This is a genomic window from Klebsiella sp. 10-1, assembly GCF_009758445.1.
Lineage (GTDB): Bacteria > Pseudomonadota > Gammaproteobacteria > Enterobacterales > Enterobacteriaceae > Klebsiella > Klebsiella scottii.
On the sequence record NZ_WQRE01000011.1, the window covers coordinates 14,505 to 35,556 of the forward strand.

The following is a 21,052-nucleotide window of genomic DNA, read 5'->3' on the forward strand; positions in this document are numbered from 1 at the left end:
TAAGCGTACAGCATGAACCGTCTGGTCATAATCTGAAGCATCCGACAAAGTGGTGTCCACCAAAATAAGTAGTGGGAACCAAAGTGTCAGACATGCAGAAAAATATGACTCCCGGCAGGCGTAAAGGCTGCCCTAACTATTCTCCTGAGTTTAAACAGCAGCTCGTTGCTGCCTCCTGCGAACCCGGGATATCCATCTCAAAACTGGCGCTTGAAAATGGCATTAACGCCAATCTGTTGTTCAAATGGCGCCAGCAATGGCGCGAGGGAAAGCTGCTATTACCTTCTTCAGACAGCCCTCAGCTACTTCCTGTGACTCTCGATGCAGCTGCCGTACAGCCAGAACCGCCCGCAGAGGACCCGGAAACCCTCAGTATCAGCTGTGAGGTAACGTTCCGGCACGGGATGCTCCGCCTCAATGGCACTGTCAGCGAAAAGCTTGAAGCCCTGAAGCGAATCGGCGAGCTGTACGCCGTTGAGGCGGAGATAAGGGGAATGCCGGCGGAACAACGGCTTGCTGAACGTCAGCGGAAAACGAAACCGCTGCTTAGTACCCTGGAAAGCTGGTTGCGTGAAAAGATGAAAACGCTGTCGCGACACTCGGAGCTGGCGAAGGCGTTCACGTATGCGCTAAACCAGTGGCCGGCGCTGACGTACTATGCAGATGATGGCTGGGCCGAGGCGGACAATAACATCGCTGAAAATGCGCTGCGGATGGTCAGTCTGGGGAGAAAGAACTGGCTGTTCTTCGGCTCTGACCACGGTGGTGAGCGGGGAGCACTGCTGTACAGCCTGATCGGGACGTGCAAACTGAACAGCGTGGATCCAGAAGGCTACCTCCGCTATGTGCTTGACGTCATCGCCGACTGGCCAGTCAACCGGGTCAGCGAACTGCTACCCTGGCGCATCCCTGTCAATACGGCTCTCGCTGTACGCTTACCAGGATTATCAATATGACAGACAATAATAGACCCCTCCTGTGGCGTAAGCCGCTTCAGGATGGCGTGCTGAATTCTGTTGGATATCCGACGACCTTACGTCGTCGGATCGACAATGGTGCTCTGGAAATAAAAAAACCACAGCGGCAGGACACTATCTGGTTGCGTTCAATTGTCAGCTGGCACAGATGGCTCGGCAGTGATAAAAACACTATTCTCTACCTGCGACCCGGCCATGATGGTAATTATGTCTACCTGCAACGCCATATCCCGCAGCTGGACGGCCTGGTAAGCGGCGAGATTACAGAAAATTATCGGTGCGATATCTCCAGTATCGGGGGGCTGAGCTCGTCGGGAGAGGATGACCTGAACATATCTCAGCTGAATGATTTTGCGTTACAGCGTTGTTCTGAAATCACAATACCGGTCAGTTCCGAACAGCTGGCGCGAAATCTCAGTCGCTACACAGCACGGCTGTCGCAGATGGTGTTCAGCCAGTTCTCCTGGGCACCGGATCGGCTTTACTGGAACAATGTCGACGGCGCCCACCATTTTGCAGCAGCCCGTTTCCTGGCAACACAGTTGAGTCAGCCGGTTTCTCTGACAGGCCAGTTGAACACCTATAGTATAAATCCGCAAAAAATACGGCAGCTGACGGCGCAGTGGGATTTGTTCCTGGTACCGGAGGGAATTGTCTATGGCGAATTTAAAGACGCGCTATTGCGACTGAAATGCCCGTTTGGCGTATCCAATCCTCCTCACTGGGAAAATGGAGACGAGCAGCATTTCCGGGTTATCTGGCTGGAGCGGCACCAAACGGCTCCGGCGCGCGTATCACGCCTGCTGGCGCAGGCAGGATTTCCGTCACTCAGTCAGCAGTTGAGTGAGCTGAAATAGTCCAGGGCACGAGTAAAAGTTACTTTTACCAGGATAAACACAGGGGCGAGGTCGTCGCCCCATCTTTAGTCTATTTCACAAATTTCCATACACCAGGGGGGATTTTGTCATACAATTTCCCCATTGTCAGCTCTGCCAGGCGATGATCCACGGCAGCGTTAAAATGCTCAAGTTCAGAATCTGAAAGCGAATACTTATTTTTTTCAATAACCTTTTCCAGCGTTTCCCCTGAAGTACAGCGCCTCAATCGTAAAATCCATTCATTTTTGGTCATTTTTTCTCTGCAGGTTCTGTGTACTGTTTGAAATTCTAATATTCTAAGTATTAAAGTCAGTCATCAACGGACTATTATCTTTGTACTCTTTTACGAACAAACCATTTTGCGTATATGAGATAAACCACAGAAGTTAGAACTGCGGACAGACTATATATCCACATAACAGGAATCTCTTTATAAAAATTTATCAACTGGCCGCTGTTATCTGCCAGATCCAGAAGTCCTTTAACATAGTTAGTAACCTGAAATAATTGGTAGAAGGGTTCCATCAAAACATACACAAAAAATAAATTAAGCAGATATTTTAAAGTCAAATCATGCTCATGCCCGTTGAAGGGAGCATGCTGCGCAAAGCAGGCCACCCATCCCGAATATAGCCTTGCCGGGTTGCTGCACCGCAACCCAGATAGCTCGGGCATCCATCACATCATTCTTGTTGCCCATAACGAATGCTTTAACGAACCGTCCCTGCATCAACCGAACTGAGTTCCCCATCTTCTCCAGCTCGCGTGCCCAGTGCTGCGATCCACCACATGCCTCCATACCAATCAGGCAAGGTTCCCGATTACTGAAAAATGATAGAAAATCCTTGCTGCGTAATTGCTTATCGACCACTTCACCCGTGTGCTTATTGATGAAGTGAACTTGAATCAGACTTTTTGCGATATCAACGCCTACAGGTAGATATTTCATAATCGTATCCTTCAGTTATCCAGGTGTTTTGCAATACCGTAAGTCTGTAAGGATCGACACTCCGATTTCCCCGATAGCAATCACAAATCCCCTCCCCAAAAACACTTTTGAATCAAGACTGAGGCGGAGCGCAACACAGTGAGCACCGAACAGTCTTGCTGAAAAAGTGGAGATTTACACTCCGCTTGAGAAGGGTGGGATGCGTTCATCTCATTCGCTCCGTCTGATAATGTCCGGTTTAGTTAAAAATCATACTTCGTATGATTCAGATATAAAATGATAAACATCATGCCAGCTCAGTATGATTTTATGCATTTTCTTTAATTATCATATCTCTTGCGGATTTCCCGCCTCACAGATCCGATTTCTGGCTAAGTAAGAAGAAACTTAATCCATCAGCTAAGGAAATACGCTTTCTGTCCGCATACCGGATACCGGCATTCTCTCGTCTGCACAGGAAAATTATTTTCTAAGGACGAGATTTATAACGGGCGGGCATTATTTTCGAGCCCATCTGCCTGCGAAGTTTCTGAAGGAGAATAGTTTCCTTGTCATTCAGTCCCTCCCCATTCTTCACGAAATTTATAGCGGTTTCACTTCACCCAGTCTTCCAGCACCAGGTCCGGCACCCGTTCAAATTCCCGCGTGTTATTCGTCACCAGGATGGCGCCGGCGGCGATGGCGTGCCCGGCAATCGCGGTATCGTTCGGGCCAATCGGTGTCCCGGCCGCGGCCAGTGCCGCCTTGATCGTCGTGGTGGCATCCACCGCCACCCGATCCCAGGGCAGCACGGCATCGAGGCGGGCGCAGAATGCGTCGACCAGCTGCCCGTGGCGGGGTGAGGCTTTCCTGCCGATGGCGCCAAAGCGCATCTCGGCGTAGGTGATCGCCGAGACCACGATGCGGTGATTGCGCAGGACGGCCTGCTCCAGACGCTTAATGACGGCTTCCGGCTGCTCGCGCATGATGAACGAGCAGATGTTGGTGTCGAGCATGTAGGTTTTGTTCACAGGTTAAATCGTCCTTCGTCGGTGACAACGTCCTCGCGCTCCGCCATAAAGTCCGGATCGGCCTTTTCCAGCTGCGCGAACGAGCCCCAGGTCGGCCGGACAGGACGCAGGATGATGCTGTCCCCTTCCCGGACGATCTCCAGCTCACTGACCCCGTCAAAATCCAGGTCCCGGGGCAGACGTATGGCGCGGTTATTGCCGTTTTTAAATATCGAAACTGTGCGCATGGTTTTTCCTCATATGCTGAGTGTGCCAGGGAGTATTCCCGCATAGGTGAAGTATATGCCTTCAGAACGGGTTTGTATATGTAAAGCATATGCAGATGGTGAGTATATGCGTATGTCTGACCTATGCAGATGTCAGGCATATGGATATGCCACACCTATATACAGTTCTCTCTTTTTTCCGCCGAGATCCGATTTCTGTGAGTTCCGGATCTGCCGGTCGTCATCCGGCCCCGCCCTACCCTCCTCCACAATATGTGGTGGCTCTATCAGCTGCAGGAGCTACCAGATGTTGTGTTTCTCCCCTGCCCCGTGACCCGGCGCGCAGCAGCAGAAAACAGTGCTTCGCTTACTTCCTGACCGTGGTACACTTCCGGAAATTTCGGAATAACATAAAAGTCGGATCAGACCGGAATGGCCATCCGGTAATTTAACGGCGTGGTTATATGGTTGCTTATTATCTCTCAGGTGATGATTTTTACGTATGGAGATAATGCGAAATGAAAGAACTGACGTCAAAGGGAGTGGTTGGTATGAAACTAAGGAAAAAATCGTGAAACGCTTATTTCTTGTTGAACTAGACGAATCTCTGAAAATCCTCGGACACACCCATCTCTGGTTGCGTGGAGACCTTGAGCCGGACCTGCCTGATTACTTTGAAGTGATTAGCTCTGACGAACGTGAGCTCGCATGGTGGTGTGCTGATTCACAGAGCTGGTTCCTGACCAAGGAAGTTGATGTCATTACTCCCTTTAGTCAGAGCCAGGTTCCTGCGTTACCAGATTGCAGAGAGCTCATTAACGGCAATATTTTTAATCTGAGTGTACGTTTTTACTGCTAAGCACCTATGCAAGGAAATATTGCTGGCGGGATTTCTCAGTAAAGGAAGGATTATGTGTGATTTATGCAGGGCGGACGGGAATTACTTCCATACGCCAGAATGCGTGTATGACCAGCTGGTCAGTGAGTACCCCGTGATGTGGCTGCGGGATTCGACCCGGATCGGCGCCTGCTACACCCTCCGTGAACTGCTGTCGCCGGAAGGGATGGTGCTGGCCATACAGAACGCGCCTCCCATGAAGGGATGGCGGCTGCGTATGCGGTATAACGAGGCCACTGACGAAGAGATAGACCCGCAGTGCGGGGACTGTATCGAGCTGCCCTCCAGGACGGATGCCCGGCTTGCCTTCCGGTCGTTGCAGGATGACACCGCGTCAGCTTAGACGATTGGTCCACACAACAGCCCTTAACCCAGTTAACAGGAAACCAGATGAACAGAACCGATGATGAACCACAGACAGAAACGGACGTGATGGCCACCGCCTTCAGCACCATGCGCAAGTACGGCATGAATATCCTCACCGCCACCCAGCATATGGATATTAATGCTTACGTGAAATCCGATACGCGGATGCCGAGAACGCGGCTTCGCCGCTACCTGGGGCAGTATGGCCTGCGCGGTGAGGCGCTGAGCAGGGAGGTCAGACGTATCGTTGCCGGACCAGAGCGACGCGATAGCACTCTGCAGGACGGGATTTACTATACGTGGCCCTATGGCTGGGAGCCTGCAGATTTCACGCCAATGATGCGCCGTATTTTTCGCGGAAAGCGTACCCGTCATGTGATGATGTTTGACGAAATGGGTCTCCTGTTCAAAACAAAATGAGTGGCGGGTTTTCTCTGTTAAGGAATAAATATGGCTGACTGGTTTATTGCCACAGAAGGTGTGAAGGTTGTGAAGGACAGCACCAGCCTGTGGCCACAGATCATCACGGCGGTTTCGTCCATAGGCGCTGCACTAGGTGGTGTGAGTCTGACACATCGTTTTACCCGCAGACGAGAAGAGCGTGCTGCGGCTGATAAAACTGCGGCTGAACGTCTTTATATCGTTACCGAACTCGTATTTTCGCTGGAGCGCTATGCTTCGGCATGGAGATATGTACGATGGCATTCTTTGTATGAATTTTTAAAGGAGAACTCCATTCCGACATTGGATCTTTCTGGCGCAAGCGGCGACTGGCGAGTTCTTCCTTCCCGACTGATATTCAGGATTCGTTCGCTTGAAGCAGAGCAGGCTGCGTTAGTATTGCATATAGAACAGATGGATTCTCCAACAGATCTGCGCGAGCAACAAACCCTTTATCTTGAGTGCGTTCAAGCAGGTTTAAAGGCTTTTCTTCTGGCCGCTAAGTTACGCAGGGAAGCTGGGCTTCCTGATTCAGCTCAGTTAAGCGGCAAGTCGGGTACATTCATGCAATTACTTAATAAACGTCGGCAACACTGGGGCGCTGCAATTATTCAGAGGGAAACTGACAGGGAAGTATCTGAATTAACGAGGTCATTTAACTCTCAGTTTGAAAATAATAAAGGGAGGAAAGAATGACAGGTCTTGTCTCGTATAAAGGTCTGGACTCTCAGACGCATCTGCCAGTCGCTATTGACTATCCGGCGGCACTGGCGCTGCGCCAGATGGCTTTGGTACAGGATGAACTACCGAAATATCTGCTGGCGCCCGAAGTGAGCGCCCTGCTCCACTACGTCCCTGATCTGCATCGCAAGATGTTGCTGGCCACCCTCTGGAATACCGGCGCCCGCATTAACGAAGCACTGTCGCTGACCCGGGGAGATTTTTCGCTGGCACCACCGTATCCTTTCGTGCAGCTGGCCACCCTTAAGCAGCGCGCCGAAAAATCCACCCGAACGGCCGGGCGGTTGCCGGCAGGCACGTTGCCTCACCGACTGGTGCCGTTATCGGACACACAGTACGTCAGCCAGCTGCAGATGATGGTGGCCACGCTGAAAATTCCGCTCGAGCGGCGCAATAAGCGAAGCGGCAGAACCGAAAAAGCGCGTATCTGGGAGATCACCGACCGGACGGTTCGGACGTGGCTGAATGAAGCCGTGGATACCGCAGCGGCAGACGGTGTGACGTTTTCTGTACCGGTAACACCGCACACGTTCCGCCACTCCTACGCCATGCACATGCTCTATGCCGGTATTCCTCTGAAGGTGCTGCAGTCGCTGATGGGTCACAAGTCAGTGAGTTCAACGGAGATCTACACGAAAGTGTTTGCGCTCGATGTCGCGGCACGTCATCGGGTTCAGTTCCATATGCCGGGAACCGAGGCTGTATCGATGCTGAAAGGACAGGTTTAACTTTTACAGGCTGACGCGCCGGAGGCTTGTCCAGCCCCTCGTCTGTCCAGAAGCCAGTTCTGAACAGACGACGCGCTCGGAATGAAATGGTGTGGGTATTCCTGCCCTCATCCGGGCAGTAAAGGCGTTCTCAGGAAAGAATAATCAATGGCGGATCTGCGCCAGGTCATCCTCCGTCAGACCGGTCATTTTCATCACGGTATTGCGGTCAATGCCGTTCTTGAGCATGGTACGGGCAACTTCCAGTTTGCCTTCGTTACGGCCTTTTTCAATACCACGTTTTTCACCCAGCTGGATGCCCTTCTCGATCCCCTGCTCGATCCCCTGCTGGATACCCTTCTCAATACCCTTCTGCTCAAGTTGTTGTGCGATGGTCATAAGTGCGTCTCCGTGTTGCGGCACACGCTGTGCCAGTTCGCGTACAAATGCTTCGGCGTCGTCTGTTTCGCCCGCCTGGACTATATAGTGTACCAGTGATATGACCTGGGATGAAGTCAGGTACCCGGCCAGCAAAATGGGCGCCAGGCGGTCAACCAGTTCAGCCAGGTCACGCTGGTGAATATGTTTCTGCAGTAAGGTCAGAGCGGCCATACTGCGGTGGCCGGCGATTTCATCATCCGGAATAACGGTCACATCAACCAGCGGGAAAGCACTACTGTAGAGGCTGCCTGCCAGCGCCGGATCGTCAAACTCATCCAGCCAGCGGGTGGAGTACGGATACGGGCTGCGCTTACCGGTATAGAACAGGACCGGTATCACCAGGGGCAACTTCTTATGGCCTGCTTCCAGATGGCGCTGCATGGCTGCCACGGCATAGCGTATCAGGCGAAAAGCCATATGTTTGTCCGGCGAAGACTGGTGCTCAATGAGCACGTGAACGTAGCCGTCACCGCCGGTGGTTTTCAGGCTGTAGAGAACGTCACTGAAATACTGGCGGAGGTCATCCTCAACAAACGAGCCGGATTCCAGCTTCAGCGTAGTGAGGTCACAGATGGCACGCAGCTTTGCCGGGAGATGTAGCTCCATGAAATCCCGGGCTATCTCCGGCTGCGTCAGGAACTGCCTGAATGTCGCATCGTGGGGTGTGGGCGTAGTGGTTTTCTTTTTCATCGATCCATGCTCTGAAAAATGACCCAGTCATAATATCACAGGCAAAAAATGCTAACATTCGCGTAGAAGGCACTTGTCGTTCCTTCAGGGGGGCAGTGCCGGGGTGGTTCTGTCCTCCGCCTTTCTTCTCAGGCATGACTTTCCGTGATGCCAGTCACTCTACAGTTACATACATCTCTGAAGACATTTAAGTGGTCATGTATTTTATGGCCTCACATATCTGGTCACATTAGCGCGGAGGCAGAGGAAGCTCCCGGTATTGTTGACGCATGCCCTAATGTGACATCGGTTATCCCTTCACATTTTGATATACCGTCATGCGTGTCTTTCTTTTACTCATTTGAGTTTTTACTTACTCCGTGAGTTTTTGAGTATATGAGCCTTTGTGTAAATGTGTGTTTTTGCTTTTACTCATTTAACTGAGGTGGTAAACTCAAAAACTCAGAAGAGTAATTGAGTAAATACACAAAGGAGTTTTTGAGTATGAAGGTAATTTCTTTTCTTAACCCTAAAGGCGGTTCAGGTAAAACCACGGCAGTAATCAATGTGAGTACTGCAATGGCTCGAGCGGGATACAACATCGCAGTTGTGGATACAGATCCTCAGATGAGCCTGACAACCTGGAGTAAATCTGGGAAGGCTGCATTTGATGTGTTTACCGCCGCTTCTGAAAAAGATGTATATGGCATTAGGAAAGACCTTACTGAATATGATTTTGTCATCGTTGATGGTGCCGGTTCGCTTTCCGTTATTACATCTGCTGCGGTAATGGTCAGCGATCTTGTTATCATTCCGGTTACTCCCAGCCCGCTTGATTTTTCTGCAGCAGGAAGCGTTGTCACTGTCCTTGAAGCGCAGGCATATAGCCGGAAAGTTGAAGCTCGTTTTCTCATTACCCGAAAAATCGAACAGGCAACCATGCTTAGTGTTCTAAAAGAAAGCATCAGGGACACTGGAGTTAAATCGTTCCGCACGGCTATTACCCAGCGTCAGATTTACGTCAAATCGATTCTTGATGGTGACAGCGTGTTCGAGTCTAGTGATGGAGCGGCTAAAGGTGAAGTCGAAATCCTTACAAAAGAGATAGTTAGCATATTTGAGTAATTGTGTTTTTACTTATATACTCAAATGAGTAATTGATGATAGGAGTAAATATATGGCACTTGAAAAAGCCCATAGTGGTAGCAAAAAAATGACATTCGGTGAGAACAGAGACCTCGATAGGGTGGTTTCTGCGCCAGCCCTATCAGGAAAAGTTAAGCGTGTTAACGTCAATTTTGATGAGGATAAACACACCAGATTTAAAGCCGCCTGCGTGCGAAATGGAACTTCAATAACGGATGTCATCAACCAACTTGTAGATGGTTGGCTTAAAGAAAATGAATAACCGCCATTTAAGCAGTAATGTACATCGGACTGTCAGTGTCGAGGGATACTGCTGGCGTCCTCTTCAGGCTGTGGGGCGCGACCAGGCGCATTGAACGTGATGGTGATGATCTTTCTGGCCAGCCCCTCATTAGAAAGGGCATCATCCACACTGACATCACGAATCAGTGGACTTTCCTCTTCTATATGTTGGGCAATATCCCGCAGCCACTCTGCCAGCATTTCTCTGTCCATCTTTCTCCGCTCCGGTTGCGTACATTCAGCATCAACATACCACACCAGGAAAAGTGAAGTCTGCGTGGTGTGGTTAAAAGATAACCGTTTTGTCAGGCGTGCTGTCATCCGTGCTGGTAGCGACCTGCGCGGAATACCCTCATTTTATACACAGGATTGCCCACCGAAATTGTGGACAGCAACGATGAAAATACGATGTCGCTGCGCTCCTCATTCATACCGCTCTGCTGTGAACGCCGTGCCGCTACTGTAGCCGGGCCGCTGTGCAGAAAAGGGAGGCTTCGCCACCATCCTCACCCGGTCGCAGTGATTTCAAAATGCATTTTCCTCTGTCTTCCCGTCGTTCTCCGGCTCAATTTTCGCCGTCAAACCGTCCAGTCAGCGTCTGCTTTTATCTGCGCTGCGGCTTGCGGTGGTGCCCTTGTCTGCTCCGCTTTTCGCCCGGCTGTCGTATCGGCACGGCGTAACTGGCGCCGCATTTGAATAAGGAGAATGATTATGTCCCGTCTGATTTTGGGTGACTGTGTGCAGGTAATGACTGGCATTCCTGAGAAGGCTGTCGATTTCATACTGACTGACCCGCCATACCTCGTTGGTTTTCGTGACCGTCAGGGCCGCACCATTGCCGGTGATAAAACGGATGAATGGCTGCAACCTGCCTGTAATGAAATGTACCGCGTACTGAAAAAAGACGCGCTGATGGTGAGTTTCTACGGCTGGAACCGTGTCGATCGTTTTATGGCTGCCTGGAAAAATGCGGGATTCAGCGTTGCCGGCCACCTGGTGTTTACCAAAACGTACTCGTCCAAATCGGCTTATGTCGGCTACCGCCATGAATGCGCCTATATCCTGGCAAAAGGCCGTCCACGTCTGCCGCAAAACCCGCTTCCGGACGTACTGGGCTGGAAATACAGCGGCAACCGGCACCACCCGACCGAAAAACCTGTAACCAGCCTGCAACCGCTGATTGAGTCCTTCACACATCCCGGCGCGATTGTGCTCGATCCGTTTGCCGGCAGTGGCTCCACCTGCGTGGCTGCCCTCCAGTCTGGCCGTCGCTACATCGGTATCGAACTGCTGGAGCAGTACCACCGGGCCGGGCAGCAGCGTCTGGCCGCTGTCCGGCGCGCCATGCAGTACCCGGCCGCTAACGACGACCTGCCGGAGGCCGCGTAATGAATTATCAGGGACATGAACAACTGCGTGACGACCTGGCCGCGCTTTCCAGCACCATGAGCGACCTGCGCCTGCATATCCGGGCGCTGGAAGTAAAGTATCACGACGGATGCCCCGCGCTGGTTGATGCGCTGGCCGCTGATTTCCTGCGCAATCTCAACGCGGAGTATCTGACCGTTTACCTGCGCGTGCTGGCGTTCAGCGACTGTTTTCACGACTGACTGCGACCGGGCGGTGTTCCGCCCGGCCTTCTTACCCGATTTTGAGGAGATTACCCATGTATGGAACCCGACAAGCGCTTTGTGAGGAACTGGCGCGGATGTTTACCCACGATGAACCCCTGGCTCTGCTGGTCTGGACGGAGGAGGGGATTCACTCCGCGTGCCGGGAACTGCGACCAACAGACGACGAGATTACGGCCCTGCTGGAAACGGTCGGCAACAGCGACATGGAGGTGTATCGCCGGGAAGGCGTCACGGATGCGTCGGTGTGCGATCTGCTGACCCGCCATCGTGAAGCGGTTAACCGGCAGGTAATGGTCCCGGCGCAGGTGCTTTCGCGCCTGGTGCATGACGCAGAACGCAAGCTGGTTCACCAGGAGGGGCTGGCATGGGAGGCGGGCGGGCCGACACCCGCGCGTATCCGTCAGGGAATGGCGGACGTGGAGGTGCTGAAAGCGCTGCTGGCAGCGTGAGGCGATGCCGGAGGGATAGCCTCCGGCTTTTTCTTCTTCGGATGTCGCGCGGCCGCTCCGCTTTTCTGGCTCATCCTCCACGCTGTTCCGGCTTCGCGGTGAGTAACGTCCCGAGCGGTCTGCGGCTTACGCCGTGCCTCTACTCTAGCCCGAACGCTGCAAATGCAAGGGTTCACTGACGTCGATGCTTTCACCCGGTCGCCGTATGTTTAAATGCCTGTCGCGGTTCTTCCCGTCGTTATCTCGCTCAATATTCGCTCGCTAACCGTCCAGACCCTCTCCGCTGTTTACCGGCGCTGCGGCTTCATGCATCGCCCCTGCATTTTTCGCTCCCTGTCGGGCTGTCGTGTCGGCACGGCGTAAGCCGGAACTCAGACAACATCGACTATGGAGGATTTTTTATGCGCACTACGACCACCACACCGGCTGTTTATGTGGGTACGTATCACAAATACAACTGCGGCAGCATTTTCGGCAAATGGTTTGATCTGACGGAGTTTGACGGCAGGGAGGATTTTTACGAGGCCTGTCAGGCGCTGCATGCCGATGAATGGGACGCCGAATTTATGTTCCAGGACCAGGAAGGTATCCCGTCGCAGTTCGTCTCTGAAAGCTCCATTGACTGGGATTTTATCGCCGCTTACAAACGAGCCGAAGAAGAGGGCAGGGAAGCCGCGTTTATCGCCTGGGCGGAGTATACCGGCGAGTGTGACTATGACGCGTTTGATGATGCATACCGCGGCGAGGCGGAAAGTGAGGAAGACTATGCGCAGGAGATGGTTGACGATAACGGCCTGCTGAATGAGGTGCCGGAGCCGCTGCGCAGCTACTTCGATTTTGAGGCGTATACCCGGGATTTGTTCAGCAGCGGCTATGTGTTCCATGACGGTTATGTCTTCAGTAACTGATTTTCCCCGGCAGGCGGTTTAGCCGCCTGTCAGCCCGCGCGCAAAACCCTGGCAGGCTCTGCCTGCCGGCGAAGTACGCCGCGCCTGCGGCGCCGCGTATCTCCGCCAGTGCCTGATGTCCCGGTGGTGTCAGAGTATGAGTATCGATGTGTTGTAGCCGGTCGGCGATATTCCTGTTCTGTTGATAATCTCTGCGTTGTCGTTGTCAATAGTGGCCATACCGATGGCGTACTGGCTGATATCGCTGTCCTGTCGGTTTTTCTTCCTGTTGTGTCTGCCTGTGGGCGACTTCCCTGACGGGAACCGGCGCTGTCGTGAACGGAGCCGGTAAACCGTCTCCGCCCTGTCGGGCTTCCATCGCACTGTCGCAGGTTTAACATCACGCTTGCGGCATCCGTCTACGGATGCGCCGCTCTCACCAGCCCGGCGGTAATGCTGCCGGGCCTCTTCGGTGCAACGCCGTTTCGCGCCCGCGCGTTCCGTCGTTGCGGCGGGTTCCTGCTCATTCCTGGCCTGGTTTTTTCACCCTTTTGAGTCCTTTCGCCGGGGCTGAGACAAGCACAGCCGCTGTCAGCTGTCCAGGGTAAATGGCACGCGGTAAACCGCGCCCCGGACATCCGCCATCGCCCGCGCTGGTTTACGCCCCTGCGGCGAACGGCTCTCAAACGGGTGAAGGTAACAACCAGCGGGGGCGTTCAGCAGGTCCCCGCAAAACGTCAAAACCGCGGCCCCGGCAACTCAACGGGTGAGGGTTTTTTAAAAGCAAAACAGGTTCAGAAGGAGGAGCAACATGAGCGAGGCGCTGGCGGTTTTACCCGACGACACCTTTACCCGCGAACAGGCTGAGGCCGTTGCGTCACAGTACACCAACGTGGCGATAGAGGACGATCAGGGTTCGCATTTTCGTCTGGTTGTCCGTAAGGACGGTGAAATGGTCTGGCGCACGTGGAACTTTGAGCCGGGCGGCACGTACTGGCTCAACCGTTATATCGCGGACTACGGTATCCGCAAGCCGCAGTAAGAAAGAGGTGCCCTGCCGGAGCGCGAACTCCGCAGGGCCGGACAATCATTAATATCCCACAGGAGTATCAACTATGTCAGTAACCGATGTTAAAGCAAAAGCACCCAAAAAAGCGAGCAGCAAAAAAATCACGAAAGCGCAGGAAGAAGCCCTGAAAGCCGCCCTTGAGGCCGCTGTCATCGAGTATGTTCCGCTGTCCAGTCTCGCTAAATCCCCGCTGAACGTGCGCACCATCCCGTATTCCGTGGACAGCGTTCGCGGTCTGGCTGACTCCATCGAGGCGCTCGGACTGCTGCAGAACCTGATTGTTCACACCCTCGTGGACGGACAATCCGGCGTGGCCGCAGGTGGCCGCCGACTGACTGCCCTGAATCTGCTGGCGCAGGAAGACCGTCTTGCGGCCGATCATACCGTCATGGTGAAACGCGTCTCAGACGACATTGCTGCCCTTGCCTCCATTGCTGAGAACGAGCAGCGCGCCGCCATGCATCCCGCCGAGCAAATCGCAGGTTTCCGTACGCTGGCAGAGCAGGGCAAAACCCCCGCGCAGATTGGCGACGCCCTCGGCTTCGGCTCCCGCCACGTGCAGCGCATGCTGAAGCTGGCAAACCTCGCCCCGTCCCTGATGGATAAGCTCGCACAGGACGAACTGACCGTTGAGCAGTGTCAGGCGCTCTGTCTCGAGGACGATCCTGCCCGTCAGGTTGAGGTATTTGAAAGCGTGAAGGCCAGCTGGTCGAACGCGCCCGCACACCTGATTAAACGCGCCATTACCGACACCGAGATGCGCACCGACAACACCAAATTCCGGTTTATCGGGCGCGAAGCGTACGAGGCGGCGGGAGGTTACGTCCGTGAAGATCTGTTCAGCCAGGAAGAGGGCGACGGCACGGCAGACAGCGTGCTGGTTGAGCGTCTGGTGCAGGAGAAGCTGGAACGTATCGCGCAGGACATTCAGCAGCGTGAGGGCTGGGCATGGAGTCGCGGACGCGCAGCCCGCATCTGGTACCACGGCGAAGACGGTAAAGAGTTCGTTCAGCCTGTTGAACCCGATCCGGTGTACACCCCTGAACAACAGCAGCGTCTTGATGCGCTGCGGGAGCAGTACGACACATATGACAGCGTTTGCGACGAGTCGGATGCGATCGAAGCGGACATCCTCGCCATTCAGGCGGCGGCAGAAGTCAGCGCGTGGACTGACGACATGAAGTCAGGCGCGGGGGTGATGGTCAGCCTGTACGAAGGGCAGGTGTACGTCCAGCGCGGTGTGCGCCTGAAAGCGGATATGCCGGAAAAAACCGAAACCAGCAGCGTAACGGTGCCGTTCACCTCGCGCCAGCCCGACGCCGCAGAGGGGATCAGCGTTCCGCTGCTCACGAAAATGACCTCCGAGCGTACGCTGGCAGTCCAGGCAGCGCTGATGCAGCAGCCCGAAAAGGCGGTGGCGCTGATGGTCTGGCGCATGTGTATCTGCGTCTTCTCGGGCTGTCTGACCACGACGCATCCGTTCCGTATCAGCCTCACCGTGTCTCACGGCAGCCTGACGGAGAACGCCCCGTCCGGTAAGGATGGTGCAGCGTTTAACATCCTGATGACCGAACAGGCAAGGCTGAAAGCCCTGCTGCCGGAAGGGTGGGAGAAGGACTTCACCACCTTCTTTGCCCTTGACGGCGGGGTGTTGATGTCGCTGATGGCCTTCTGCACGGCCTGTTCCGTTGACGGGGTACAGACCCGCGATATGGGGCACACCTCCCGCAGTACCCTCGATACGGTCGAGGCGGCAATCGGCTTCCACCTGCGCGACTGGTGGCAGCCGACGAAGGACAACTACTTCGGCAGCCTGAAACATCCGCAGATTGTGGCCTCCCTGAAAGAGGCGGGGCTGACGGGCGCGGCGGGTGATGCGGAGAAGATGAAGAAGGGCGATGCAGCAGCGCATGCGGAGCACTTTATGCAGCACACCCGCTGGGTTCCGGCATGGCTGAAAGGACCAGAGCCAGCGGCTGAATCCGGTGCTGACGACGCGGTTTCCGATACCGACAGCACTGACAACGACACCACCAACACGGCACACGCCGCCTGATAACGGAGAGCCGCCCTTGTGTGAACAGGGCGGCAATAAGGAGATATCCATGCGCACTATTCTTACCCCCGATGTACTGAAAACGATGTCCTGTGATGAGTTTGAGGACTGGCGGGACAGCGGCGAAGACTTTCGCCGCGAACTGACCCACGCCGTTATGCGTGACCTGTCCTGCCCTGAGAACTGGGATGTAAACGGCGAGTACCGCAGCGAGTTCGGTGGCTTCTTCCCCGTGCAGGTGCGCTTTACGCCCCCGCACGGCAACTACCATATTGCCGTGTGCAGTCCGGGTGCCATCAGTCTGGCGTGGATGGTGGTGTTCGTTCCCGCCAGCGGTCGCCCGTTCTCCGTCATTCGTACCCTGAGCGTCTACCAGCCGGAGCTTGTCAGCCACACCGTCAGCCTGACGGCGCGTCTCGATGCGGACGGATACAGTCAGGCCAGCATCATCAGTATTCTGGCAGCGGAGGGCGCGGCATGATACCTGCAAACCTGTCACTGGTTCCCTTCAGCCCTGAGCGACGCGCCGCGATGGAGGCCATCGCGGAGGTTGAACGCCGGCGGTCGCGCGGCGCGGTGTCCACGGTGTATCCCTATGCCAGCGCCTTTTTCCGGCGGCTCACGGGCAGCACGCGCATCACTATCAGGGAAATCCATCATTTTGCGCCGGTGCTGACGGCGCGGGAGCTGCGGGGCAGCAGGGACAGCTGGCTCAGTGCCATCGATGCGCTGATTGAAAGTCGCGGGACGCGTTGCTGGCTGCCGCTTCCCGTTGGTGCGGGTCAGCGCCTCTTTCCGGAGGTGGCCTTTCAGCAGACCGAGCGGGTTCGCTGTCAGGACGCCCTGCGGGATGAAAAATACACCCGACAGCGTCACAAAGAACGGTGCCAGCGTGAGCAGGCGTACCAGGCGCTGGCGGGGCAGGCGGAGATTGAGCTGGCATTCCATACGCCGGAAACGGTCAGCAGCTGGAGCGCACGCTGGTCGGGGACTGAACTGCGCCAGTACGACCTGGAAGAGATGTTCTGGCGCTGGAGCGAGCGTTTCCCGTCACTGGAGCCAATGGAGCGCTGGACGATGGAGAGTCAGCCTTTCTGGACGGTGATGGCTGAAACGAATGCGCTGGCAAGGGAAAGTCCGGGATCTGTCCGGCAGCTGGAGCGCTGGATGGTACCCAACAAGCTGACAGCGCGGAGTCAGGTATGAAGTGGCGTTACTCGCTGCGCTGGAAGCGTCCCGGTCCCTGTCCCGGTGAACCTGAACTGGCGTCAGAAGTGGTGGAGGCAGGGAAGCCCGCCCCTGAGTCCGTGATGTCACTGTGGGTGGCTGGAGCCGGATATGCTGTATGCGTTGATTTTCTGTATGAACGGCCGATCAGGCGCTGGAGCGACGAGCGAAAGGCGGCAACCCGTCGCAGGAATCTGGCTCGTCGTGTTAACCGAATAGCACCGCTGTTTGCTGATGAACTCATCGGGCGGGAACTTGCGGCGCGACCGGACTATTATCGAGGAAAGTCTCACCGGTGAGTTTTGTTATTATCTCCTTCAAATCTTCGGGTCTGCAGGGGCCGGAGAGCAGTAGTAGTCTGCAGCCATAAAAGGAGGCTGATTCTGAATAAAGGACTGACATTATCGGCGCTGATTGCCATGACGCCGGAGGATTATGAGCAGTTTCGCTCTGATGGCTGGTCTTCTCGTAAGGTGCTGACGCAGGCCGTGCTGCGGGAGTTGGTTTTGCCGGAGGGCTGGGTGGTTTCACCCGAGAATCACACTGAATACGGTGGCGTATGGCCCGTTAGCCTGCGGTATGTTCCACCGCATGGCAGACACTGGTTCATGCTGACCAGCCCCGGCGAAGTCTGTGACCACTGGATGCTGTTGCTTCAGTCAGCCAGCGGACAGCGGATTAAATGTCTGCTCAGAATGCCGGTACTGGATACCTTTCTGATAAACAGCCTGCTGCTGCGGACTGATGTGCTGGATAAAAAACGGTACACGCTGGCGGGGCTGGCTAATGAACTGGCTGGCATCACCGTTACGGCAATATCCGGGCGTCGTCCCTGACGGGACACGGCTGTCGTGAACGGAGCCGGTAAACCGTCTCCGCCCTCCGGGCATCCATCCTGACGCAATGTCAACCCCTGCGCTTGCTGCGTCCGTAAACGGACGCGCCGCTTCACCCTGTCGGCGGTAAAACTGCCGACAGTCCTCTGACGCCCCGTCGTTCCGCCGTGTCGGGTGTGTTCATCCTCTCCCCGTACCTCTGGCGAGCCCTCTCCCGTTAAGTCCCCGGGCGGAGGGCTTGTCGTAGCACCGCCGTGTCGTCATCCGAAGGGTGAAATGCACTCCGCCAAAACTTTTTGCGAAGGATCGCAAAAACTTTTGTCTCCGCCCTTCTCCTGCCGCCCCGCCGTTGCTCCTTTGCCCTTTGCCGCCAGGGAACTCACCGAGAGATGGATTAACCACCAGACAGGAGGAAAAGCAGGATGAACACACAAAACGTCAACGTCAAAACCGCCACCAAAGAATCTACCGAAAGATGGGTGAAAACCTCGTTCCTGCGTACTGATGGCTTTGTGCGCAATATCCATTCCCGTAACCCGTTCGATGTTATTCGCGCGGACGTGGTGCTGGCCCGTATGGAAATACAGGCTAACCGGGGGTGTGGCCTGCACTACGAGATTTATGAGTCCCGTCTGCTGGGTATGGCTATGCATTACCTGGCAGAACTGCCACTGAAAGACCGTCCTGTGTTTATGGGGGCGGCAGCGAAACGGGGTTACATGCTGACGACTGCGGAAGAAGAACGTGCCGATGGTGAATGTGCTGACCTGATGATCGAGCTGGCGGCGGATTACTGATTACTTAACCGGCTGGCGGCAGGGGATGCCGCCAGTCACACCGGAGAAACATGATGAGCAACAGCAACACGAACAGTACGTTCAGCTTCGACGCATGGGAGAAAAGCGCGCTCAGCGAGCTTGATACCCTGCAAAACCACGTCAGTAAAGTCCTGATGAAGTACCAGAGCAATACGGACAAAACGGCGCTGGGCGAGTCTGCAAACCGCTATATGGGCGAACTCAGAACCGCTGTCACGCGCATCCTGAAAGCCACGCCAGCCATTCAGCAGAAAGTCGACGGGATTGCCGACATGCTGCACCTGATGGCGCATTTTTCCGGCATCACGTTCGACGAATAACCACCACGGCGAAATATCAACGCCATTAACCAGAAGGAGATAAACCATGCACTTAAATCTGACCGAATCCAGTGCCGAAGCAGGTATTTACGCGACCAGTGAGGCCGAACGCGCGTACTGGCTGAGCCGCGAAAAGTCATATCTGACCGCGCCCGTCGAAATCGACGTTCACGCCTTCCATGATGCGCTGGGGGTGATGTACCCGATGAACTGGCGCAGCAGTGAGAACGGCGAGTGTGAAACCTTCATGCTGGCGGAAATGGTCTGCGGCAATGTGACCGAAATCTACGCGCGGATCGGTATCCGTTATTACCGCATGCGTGACTACAGCAACCTTGACCACGCGGAGATTCTGGCACGCGTTAAGGAGGGAGTGCAGCGCCAGAAATGAGAAAAGCAGGCTTTCGCCTGCCTTAACCCGCCGGATTTATTCGCCTTCAACGATAAATCCGGCCTTCACCAAAAGGAACAAACCCATGCAATTCAGTGAAGTTTCGATTGTTACACCGACCGCCCTGTATGTCCAGATGCTTGAGGCGGAAAACGCACCCGTAAAAAAACAGGTGCGTATTAAACGCAGTGATATCGACCGTGACGACATCAGCGCCGAAATGCGGGCGCTGGGCCGTCACATAGCGCACTGCCGGAAGAAGGGGCGCGCCGTTCGTATTCCTGCCATGCGCGGGAGTGAGTGGGGGCAGGTGTTACGCACGCTCGAACTGAAGCGGGCATTTAGCTGACGGAGGAGCCGCTCCTTACGGGGCGGCATTTAAGGAGGAAATATGTCTCAACTCAGTTTTGCCCGCTTCTTTGATCAGGCGAGAGAAGCCGCACCCTTAACACCCGCTAAACCCGTCTTGCCCAAAGTGAATGCGCAGCCGATACCGCACCGGATGATGACAATCGACCAGGCCCGCCGCCAGTTTATCAGCGTGTTCAGGGATACCGCCCGCAGCCTGCGCCGCTGGGAGGTGTTCAGCGACTTTATCACGCTGGCCGCCAGCGAGCTGGATATGGCGCGGATAAGAACGCCGGAGAATATTGAGCAGAGCCGTGAAATCTGCGCGAAGTACGGCGAGAGCGATATCAGCAATCTGCATACGCTTTTCTGCCTGATGGTCTGCGCGCTGGAGGCAAAATTTCACGACTTTCTCGGCGCGATCTTCATGGAGCTTGAGCTGGGCGACGACCGGAACGGGCAGTATTTCACGCCGTATCACGTCCAGTCACTGCTGGCGAGGCTGCTGATGCCGGACGTCGACGAAACGATACGCCGTGAGGGATTCGTTACCGTAAGCGATCCGGCAAGCGGTGCGGCGGGAATGATTGTGGCGTATGCAGAATATCTGCTGGAGGCGGGCTATAACCCGTCTGAACATATGTTCGGAAGCTGCATCGATATTGATCCTGTTGCGGCTGATATGGCGTTTATTCAGCTTTCCCTGCTGGGTATTCCTGCCGAGGTGGTCACGGGCAATACGCTGACGATGAAGTTAAACAGGGTGCGGTATACGCCTGTGTACTACATCAACAACTTTGGTAAGCGGCTGGACGATCAGCGCCGTATCAGTGCCATGCGCGAATTTTTGCGCGGGCTGAATAAAGCCGCATAGCCAGCCTGAAGGGCAGGGGAATACCCTGCCTTTCGTGGCATCAAGGACCGCGCGCCTGCGGCGCAGAATAAGCAGGCTGCGCTGACGCGCTGCCTGCGTTATTCCGGCGCGAGGTTGTCTGAAGTTCCTGTCTTTTGGTTAGCTGATTACTATTCTTCATTCTCCTGCTGGCGATGGTCTTTATTATTCTGCCGCTGATATGGATATTATCCTTCCTTTTCCGGGCGTCGTCCCTGAAGGGACACGGCTGTCGTGAACGAAGCCGGTAAACCGTCTCCGCCCTTCGGGCGTCCATCCTGACGCAAATTCAAATTCACGCTTGCTGAATCCAGAATGGATGCGCCGCTTTCACCGTGGCGGTAATAAATTACCTCCACTCTGAAGCCCGTAACGGTAATTCGTCTTACGCCGATTTTCCGTTACGGGATGTGT

The 21,052-nt window shown here is 54.8% G+C and carries 28 protein-coding genes and 3 pseudogenes; 25 read left to right on the plus strand and 6 right to left on the minus strand.

The genetic code is table 11. The features are described from left to right. Window positions 1-104: 104 nt before the first annotated feature. The 3 genes and pseudogenes from tnpA to GO007_RS25945 form a co-directional block, all read left to right on the plus strand. A pseudogene (gene tnpA, locus GO007_RS29755) lies at window positions 105-425 on the plus strand (IS66-like element accessory protein TnpA); the annotation flags it as partial. 15 nt (window positions 426-440) lie between these two features. Then, window positions 441-956 (plus strand): annotated as a pseudogene (locus GO007_RS25940) (IS66 family transposase); the annotation flags it as partial. Next, window positions 953-1,834 carry a DUF6685 family protein gene (locus GO007_RS25945; protein WP_095105009.1) on the plus strand — a complete coding sequence of 294 codons (882 nt, stop codon included), beginning with the start codon at window positions 953-955 and terminating at the stop codon, window positions 1,832-1,834. The pseudogene GO007_RS25940 and the gene GO007_RS25945, both read left to right, overlap by 4 nt. A gap of 70 nt (window positions 1,835-1,904) precedes the next feature. Here GO007_RS25945 and GO007_RS25950 read toward each other — a convergent pair whose 3' ends face one another. The 4 genes and pseudogenes from GO007_RS25950 to vapB all read right to left on the minus strand — a co-directional run bounded on the left by GO007_RS25950 (window position 1,905) and on the right by vapB (window position 4,041). Beyond that, complete coding sequence (locus tag GO007_RS25950; protein WP_003026790.1) at window positions 1,905-2,108, minus strand: HHA domain-containing protein; 204 nt, start codon at window positions 2,106-2,108, stop codon at window positions 1,905-1,907. Between the two features lie 375 nt (window positions 2,109-2,483). After that, window positions 2,484-2,804, minus strand: a pseudogene (locus GO007_RS25955) (IS110 family transposase); the annotation flags it as partial. A gap of 593 nt (window positions 2,805-3,397) precedes the next feature. Then, window positions 3,398-3,814: a PIN domain-containing protein gene (locus GO007_RS25960; protein WP_095105013.1), complete on the minus strand. Its 417-nt coding sequence runs from the start codon at window positions 3,812-3,814 to the stop codon at window positions 3,398-3,400. Further along, window positions 3,811-4,041, minus strand: coding sequence for a type II toxin-antitoxin system VapB family antitoxin (vapB, locus tag GO007_RS25965; RefSeq protein ID WP_095105015.1), 231 nt, complete (start codon window positions 4,039-4,041; stop codon window positions 3,811-3,813). Before vapB ends, GO007_RS25960 begins: the two co-directional genes overlap by 4 nt. Window positions 4,042-4,591: 550 nt before the next feature. Between vapB and GO007_RS25970 the strand changes: the two genes are divergently transcribed. Genes GO007_RS25970 through GO007_RS25990 form a run of 5 tightly spaced genes read left to right on the plus strand, consistent with a single transcriptional unit; the run spans window position 4,592 to window position 7,194 of the window. Continuing rightward, window positions 4,592-4,879, plus strand: a complete 288-nt coding sequence (locus tag GO007_RS25970) for a hypothetical protein (protein ID WP_095105017.1) — start codon at window positions 4,592-4,594, stop codon at window positions 4,877-4,879. Between the two features lie 52 nt (window positions 4,880-4,931). Then, a complete protein-coding gene (locus GO007_RS25975; protein WP_095105018.1) occupies window positions 4,932-5,261 on the plus strand; it encodes a hypothetical protein in 330 nt (109 codons plus the stop codon). Window positions 5,262-5,308: 47 nt separating this feature from the next. Continuing rightward, window positions 5,309-5,704, plus strand: coding sequence for a hypothetical protein (locus GO007_RS25980; protein WP_189339924.1), 396 nt, complete (start codon window positions 5,309-5,311; stop codon window positions 5,702-5,704). A gap of 30 nt (window positions 5,705-5,734) precedes the next feature. Beyond that, entirely contained in the window at window positions 5,735-6,421 is a 687-nt protein-coding gene (locus GO007_RS25985; RefSeq protein ID WP_095105020.1) for a hypothetical protein, read from the plus strand. Continuing rightward, window positions 6,418-7,194, plus strand: coding sequence for a site-specific integrase (locus tag GO007_RS25990; RefSeq protein ID WP_095105021.1), 777 nt, complete (start codon window positions 6,418-6,420; stop codon window positions 7,192-7,194). The genes GO007_RS25985 and GO007_RS25990 overlap by 4 nt, the downstream gene beginning before the upstream one ends. 144 nt (window positions 7,195-7,338) lie before the next feature. Here GO007_RS25990 and GO007_RS25995 read toward each other — a convergent pair whose 3' ends face one another. Then, the gene (locus tag GO007_RS25995) at window positions 7,339-8,304 is read right to left on the minus strand and encodes an Rpn family recombination-promoting nuclease/putative transposase (RefSeq protein WP_095105022.1); all 966 of its coding nucleotides are present in this window, start codon (window positions 8,302-8,304) and stop codon (window positions 7,339-7,341) included. 483 nt (window positions 8,305-8,787) lie between these two features. Here GO007_RS25995 and GO007_RS26000 point away from each other — a divergent pair, with 483 nt between their 5' ends. Next, the gene (locus tag GO007_RS26000; RefSeq protein ID WP_095105024.1) at window positions 8,788-9,408 is read left to right on the plus strand and encodes a ParA family protein; all 621 of its coding nucleotides are present in this window, start codon (window positions 8,788-8,790) and stop codon (window positions 9,406-9,408) included. A 52-nt stretch (window positions 9,409-9,460) separates the two neighbouring features. Next, window positions 9,461-9,691: a plasmid partition protein ParG gene (locus tag GO007_RS26005; RefSeq protein ID WP_017694173.1), complete on the plus strand. Its 231-nt coding sequence runs from the start codon at window positions 9,461-9,463 to the stop codon at window positions 9,689-9,691. A 32-nt stretch (window positions 9,692-9,723) separates the two neighbouring features. Here the strand turns inward: GO007_RS26005 and GO007_RS26010 are convergent, their stop codons facing one another. Then, complete coding sequence (locus GO007_RS26010; RefSeq protein WP_095105026.1) at window positions 9,724-10,032, minus strand: hypothetical protein; 309 nt, start codon at window positions 10,030-10,032, stop codon at window positions 9,724-9,726. A gap of 390 nt (window positions 10,033-10,422) precedes the next feature. Here GO007_RS26010 and GO007_RS26015 point away from each other — a divergent pair, with 390 nt between their 5' ends. From GO007_RS26015 to GO007_RS26085, 15 genes are all read left to right on the plus strand, one after another. Continuing rightward, the gene (locus tag GO007_RS26015; RefSeq protein WP_095105028.1) at window positions 10,423-11,100 is read left to right on the plus strand and encodes a DNA methylase; all 678 of its coding nucleotides are present in this window, start codon (window positions 10,423-10,425) and stop codon (window positions 11,098-11,100) included. After that, window positions 11,100-11,321 carry a hypothetical protein gene (locus GO007_RS26020; protein ID WP_061278937.1) on the plus strand — a complete coding sequence of 74 codons (222 nt, stop codon included), beginning with the start codon at window positions 11,100-11,102 and terminating at the stop codon, window positions 11,319-11,321. The genes GO007_RS26015 and GO007_RS26020 overlap by 1 nt, the downstream gene beginning before the upstream one ends. Window positions 11,322-11,377: 56 nt before the next feature. Then, complete coding sequence (locus GO007_RS26025) at window positions 11,378-11,794, plus strand: DUF1380 family protein (RefSeq protein WP_095105030.1); 417 nt, start codon at window positions 11,378-11,380, stop codon at window positions 11,792-11,794. 401 nt (window positions 11,795-12,195) lie between these two features. Beyond that, the gene (locus GO007_RS26035; protein WP_095105031.1) at window positions 12,196-12,702 is read left to right on the plus strand and encodes an antirestriction protein ArdA; all 507 of its coding nucleotides are present in this window, start codon (window positions 12,196-12,198) and stop codon (window positions 12,700-12,702) included. Window positions 12,703-13,492: 790 nt separating this feature from the next. Next, entirely contained in the window at window positions 13,493-13,723 is a 231-nt protein-coding gene (locus GO007_RS26040; protein WP_047359683.1) for a DUF905 domain-containing protein, read from the plus strand. Between the two features lie 73 nt (window positions 13,724-13,796). Continuing rightward, window positions 13,797-15,806: a ParB/RepB/Spo0J family partition protein gene (locus GO007_RS26045; protein WP_095105033.1), complete on the plus strand. Its 2,010-nt coding sequence runs from the start codon at window positions 13,797-13,799 to the stop codon at window positions 15,804-15,806. Between the two features lie 49 nt (window positions 15,807-15,855). Continuing rightward, window positions 15,856-16,287 (plus strand): conjugation system SOS inhibitor PsiB, encoded by a 432-nt coding sequence (psiB, locus tag GO007_RS26050; RefSeq protein WP_095105035.1) that lies wholly within the window; start codon window positions 15,856-15,858, stop codon window positions 16,285-16,287. Then, window positions 16,284-17,012, plus strand: a complete 729-nt coding sequence (locus GO007_RS26055) for a plasmid SOS inhibition protein A (RefSeq protein WP_095105037.1) — start codon at window positions 16,284-16,286, stop codon at window positions 17,010-17,012. The genes psiB (GO007_RS26050) and GO007_RS26055 overlap by 4 nt, the downstream gene beginning before the upstream one ends. Further along, on the plus strand, window positions 17,009-17,332 hold the full coding sequence (locus GO007_RS29000) for a theronine dehydrogenase (protein ID WP_095105038.1): 324 nt from the start codon (window positions 17,009-17,011) through the stop codon (window positions 17,330-17,332). The genes GO007_RS26055 and GO007_RS29000 overlap by 4 nt, the downstream gene beginning before the upstream one ends. A 3-nt stretch (window positions 17,333-17,335) precedes the next feature. Next, window positions 17,336-17,869 (plus strand): conjugation system SOS inhibitor PsiB, encoded by a 534-nt coding sequence (gene psiB / locus GO007_RS26060; RefSeq protein WP_223261836.1) that lies wholly within the window; start codon window positions 17,336-17,338, stop codon window positions 17,867-17,869. A gap of 422 nt (window positions 17,870-18,291) precedes the next feature. Then, entirely contained in the window at window positions 18,292-18,666 is a 375-nt protein-coding gene (locus GO007_RS26065) for a hypothetical protein (protein WP_095105040.1), read from the plus strand. A gap of 53 nt (window positions 18,667-18,719) precedes the next feature. Further along, a complete protein-coding gene (locus tag GO007_RS26070; RefSeq protein ID WP_095105041.1) occupies window positions 18,720-19,007 on the plus strand; it encodes a hypothetical protein in 288 nt (95 codons plus the stop codon). A 46-nt stretch (window positions 19,008-19,053) separates the two neighbouring features. Continuing rightward, on the plus strand, window positions 19,054-19,398 hold the full coding sequence (locus tag GO007_RS26075) for a hypothetical protein (RefSeq protein WP_095105042.1): 345 nt from the start codon (window positions 19,054-19,056) through the stop codon (window positions 19,396-19,398). Window positions 19,399-19,483: 85 nt separating this feature from the next. Further along, a complete protein-coding gene (locus GO007_RS26080) occupies window positions 19,484-19,747 on the plus strand; it encodes a hypothetical protein (RefSeq protein WP_095105043.1) in 264 nt (87 codons plus the stop codon). 156 nt (window positions 19,748-19,903) lie between these two features. Continuing rightward, the gene (locus GO007_RS26085) at window positions 19,904-20,620 is read left to right on the plus strand and encodes an N-6 DNA methylase (protein ID WP_370525606.1); all 717 of its coding nucleotides are present in this window, start codon (window positions 19,904-19,906) and stop codon (window positions 20,618-20,620) included. Window positions 20,621-21,052: the final 432 nt, after the last annotated feature.

Excerpts from the sequence above, each read along its gene's own strand:
- GO007_RS25945 (WP_095105009.1), top strand. The coding sequence starts at position 953 with ATGACAGACAATAATAGACCCCTCCTGTGGCGTAAGCCGCTTCAGGAT.
- GO007_RS25950 (WP_003026790.1), bottom strand. The coding sequence starts at position 2,108 with ATGACCAAAAATGAATGGATTTTACGATTGAGGCGCTGTACTTCAGGG.
- vapB (WP_095105015.1), bottom strand. The coding sequence starts at position 4,041 with ATGCGCACAGTTTCGATATTTAAAAACGGCAATAACCGCGCCATACGT.
- GO007_RS25975 (WP_095105018.1), top strand. The coding sequence starts at position 4,932 with ATGTGTGATTTATGCAGGGCGGACGGGAATTACTTCCATACGCCAGAA.
- GO007_RS25980 (WP_189339924.1), top strand. The coding sequence starts at position 5,309 with ATGAACAGAACCGATGATGAACCACAGACAGAAACGGACGTGATGGCC.
- GO007_RS25985 (WP_095105020.1), top strand. The coding sequence starts at position 5,735 with ATGGCTGACTGGTTTATTGCCACAGAAGGTGTGAAGGTTGTGAAGGAC.
- GO007_RS25990 (WP_095105021.1), top strand. The coding sequence starts at position 6,418 with ATGACAGGTCTTGTCTCGTATAAAGGTCTGGACTCTCAGACGCATCTG.
- GO007_RS25995 (WP_095105022.1), bottom strand. The coding sequence starts at position 8,304 with ATGAAAAAGAAAACCACTACGCCCACACCCCACGATGCGACATTCAGG.
- GO007_RS26000 (WP_095105024.1), top strand. The coding sequence starts at position 8,788 with ATGAAGGTAATTTCTTTTCTTAACCCTAAAGGCGGTTCAGGTAAAACC.
- GO007_RS26005 (WP_017694173.1), top strand. The coding sequence starts at position 9,461 with ATGGCACTTGAAAAAGCCCATAGTGGTAGCAAAAAAATGACATTCGGT.
- GO007_RS26010 (WP_095105026.1), bottom strand. The coding sequence starts at position 10,032 with ATGACAGCACGCCTGACAAAACGGTTATCTTTTAACCACACCACGCAG.
- GO007_RS26015 (WP_095105028.1), top strand. The coding sequence starts at position 10,423 with ATGTCCCGTCTGATTTTGGGTGACTGTGTGCAGGTAATGACTGGCATT.
- GO007_RS26020 (WP_061278937.1), top strand. The coding sequence starts at position 11,100 with ATGAATTATCAGGGACATGAACAACTGCGTGACGACCTGGCCGCGCTT.
- GO007_RS26025 (WP_095105030.1), top strand. The coding sequence starts at position 11,378 with ATGTATGGAACCCGACAAGCGCTTTGTGAGGAACTGGCGCGGATGTTT.
- GO007_RS26035 (WP_095105031.1), top strand. The coding sequence starts at position 12,196 with ATGCGCACTACGACCACCACACCGGCTGTTTATGTGGGTACGTATCAC.
- GO007_RS26040 (WP_047359683.1), top strand. The coding sequence starts at position 13,493 with ATGAGCGAGGCGCTGGCGGTTTTACCCGACGACACCTTTACCCGCGAA.
- GO007_RS26045 (WP_095105033.1), top strand. The coding sequence starts at position 13,797 with ATGTCAGTAACCGATGTTAAAGCAAAAGCACCCAAAAAAGCGAGCAGC.
- psiB (WP_095105035.1), top strand. The coding sequence starts at position 15,856 with ATGCGCACTATTCTTACCCCCGATGTACTGAAAACGATGTCCTGTGAT.
- GO007_RS26055 (WP_095105037.1), top strand. The coding sequence starts at position 16,284 with ATGATACCTGCAAACCTGTCACTGGTTCCCTTCAGCCCTGAGCGACGC.
- GO007_RS29000 (WP_095105038.1), top strand. The coding sequence starts at position 17,009 with ATGAAGTGGCGTTACTCGCTGCGCTGGAAGCGTCCCGGTCCCTGTCCC.
- GO007_RS26065 (WP_095105040.1), top strand. The coding sequence starts at position 18,292 with ATGAACACACAAAACGTCAACGTCAAAACCGCCACCAAAGAATCTACC.
- GO007_RS26070 (WP_095105041.1), top strand. The coding sequence starts at position 18,720 with ATGAGCAACAGCAACACGAACAGTACGTTCAGCTTCGACGCATGGGAG.
- GO007_RS26075 (WP_095105042.1), top strand. The coding sequence starts at position 19,054 with ATGCACTTAAATCTGACCGAATCCAGTGCCGAAGCAGGTATTTACGCG.
- GO007_RS26080 (WP_095105043.1), top strand. The coding sequence starts at position 19,484 with ATGCAATTCAGTGAAGTTTCGATTGTTACACCGACCGCCCTGTATGTC.
- GO007_RS26085 (WP_370525606.1), top strand. The coding sequence starts at position 19,904 with ATGACAATCGACCAGGCCCGCCGCCAGTTTATCAGCGTGTTCAGGGAT.